Raw genomic sequence first — 1,901 nt, 5'->3', positions numbered from 1 at the left:
GCAGCGCCGCCTGGTAGCCCACCAGGAAAGCCAGCCCCGGCGTGGCCATCAACCGCGCCCCGACCACGGCCAACTCGAACGGCGTGACCGGTCCCAGGCGGTGCAACAACGCGGCATAACCTTCAGCCAGATCCGCCCAGGCGGGCAGCCGCTCGCCGCGTTCGATCAGGGTTTGCCAAGGCATGAAGGGCTCCTTTCGTGGGCTGTCATATAAGCATCACCAAAGCTTCATGGCGATGACACCGGGGCTACATAGCCTGACTTTGCACAACATGGCTGCATAAAGAAAGTCGACAGGCTGCAACTGAACAGCCCGCACGGAGATTCGCTATGACCCAGATCGCCCGCATCCGCGACACCGGCAATGAACGCCGTCTGCAAGCCGAACGCCTGATCGGCGCACAGGCCTTGCAAGAAGCACAGGCCCTGCGCTTCAACGTCTTCAGCGGCGAATTCAACGCCAAGCTCAAAGGCGCGGAAATGGGTCTGGACATGGATGACTATGATGTTCACTGCGCCCACATCGGCGTACGCGACCTGAACACCGGCCGCCTCGTGGCGACCACAAGGCTGCTCGACCACCAGGCCGCCAGCAGCCTGGGCCGGTTCTACAGCGAAGAAGAATTCGCCCTCCACGGCCTGGTTCATCTCCAAGGCCCGATCCTGGAAATCGGTCGCACCTGCGTCGACCCGGCCTACCGCAACGGCGGCACCATCGCGGTGCTCTGGGGCGAACTGGCCGAAGTCCTCAATGAAGGCGGCTACAGCTACTTGATGGGTTGCGCCAGTATTCCGATGCAGGATGGCGGCATCCAGGCCCAGGCGATCATGCAGCGCCTGCGCGAACGCTACCTCTGCACTGAACACCTGCAAGCGGTGCCGAAAAAACCCTTGCCGAGCCTGGACGTACCGTCCAACGTCATCGCCGAAATGCCACCGTTGCTCAAGGCCTACATGCGCCTGGGCGCGAAGATCTGCGGCGAGCCGTGCTGGGATGAAGATTTCCAGGTGGCCGACGTGTTCATCCTGCTCAAGCGCGACGAACTCTGTCCACGCTACGCCCGTCACTTCAAGGCGGCGGTCTGATGAGCCGGTTGCGGGTGTACGCGCGCATTGCGCGAGTATTGCTGGTGGTGGCGCTGGGCCTGAGCATGGCCAGCGTGTTCGGCCTGTTCGAACGCCTGGGCGTTGCCAACTCCATGCTCCGTCGCCAGCGCTGGTCGCGATTCTTCATGGCGCGGCTGACCAACGCCCTGCCCTTTTCGGTGACGGTCCACGGTCGATTGCCGCAACGGCCAATGCTGTGGGTCAGCAATCATGTGTCTTGGACCGATATTCCGCTGCTGGGCATGCTCACGCCGCTGTCGTTCCTGTCCAAGGCCGAAGTGCGCACCTGGCCCGTGGCCGGATGGCTGGCCGCCAAGGCCGGCAGCCTGTTCATCCGTCGCGGTTCGGGCGACAGCCAGTTGATCCGCAAGCAGATGAGCCGTCATCTGGAGCAGGCTCATCCGCTGTTGATGTTCCCCGAAGGCACCACCACCGATGGCCGTTCGCTGCGCACCTTCCACGGTCGCCTGTTGTCGGCGGCCATCGATGCCGACGTCGCGTTGCAGCCGGTGGCGATCCGTTACCTGCGCAACGGCGAACCGGATTCGCTGGCTCCGTTCATTGGCGATGATGATTTGCTGTCGCACCTGATGCGGCTGTTCGCCAATGATCGTGGCGACGTGGAAATCCATCTGCTGGAGCCGATTGCCTGCCACGGCCAGGAACGCGCGGCGCTGGCATTTCAAGCGCAGCAGGCGGTGCACAGGGCGCTGTTCGGCGAGATGCCGGAGAAGCAGCAAGCGCCAGTGCGGCCAGCAGCGATCGCGGCTTGATCCAAATGCGCATAAGCCCCC

General features: G+C 63.3%; 2 protein-coding genes and 1 pseudogene. 2 read left to right on the top strand and 1 reads right to left on the bottom strand.

The genetic code is table 11. The annotated features are described in order from the left end of the window. Positions 1 to 184: pseudogene (locus tag OC610_RS26700) on the bottom strand (acyl-CoA dehydrogenase); the annotation flags it as partial. 146 nt (positions 185 to 330) lie between these two features. On the opposite strand from OC610_RS26700, the gene olsB reads away from it, so the two are divergent. Both olsB and OC610_RS26690 read left to right on the top strand, forming a co-directional pair. Continuing rightward, on the top strand, positions 331 to 1,086 hold the full coding sequence (olsB, locus tag OC610_RS26695) for an L-ornithine N(alpha)-acyltransferase (RefSeq protein WP_249873647.1): 756 nt from the start codon (positions 331 to 333) through the stop codon (positions 1,084 to 1,086). Beyond that, positions 1,086 to 1,880, top strand: a complete 795-nt coding sequence (locus tag OC610_RS26690) for a lysophospholipid acyltransferase family protein (RefSeq protein ID WP_264432224.1) — start codon at positions 1,086 to 1,088, stop codon at positions 1,878 to 1,880. The genes olsB and OC610_RS26690 overlap by 1 nt, the downstream gene beginning before the upstream one ends. The last annotated feature ends 21 nt before the right edge of the window (positions 1,881 to 1,901 follow it).

Source organism: Pseudomonas agronomica (genome assembly GCF_025917275.1).
Lineage (GTDB): Bacteria > Pseudomonadota > Gammaproteobacteria > Pseudomonadales > Pseudomonadaceae > Aquipseudomonas > Aquipseudomonas agronomica.
Note: the sequence above shows the minus strand (reverse complement) of the source record. Positions and strands in the feature narration are given on the sequence as shown.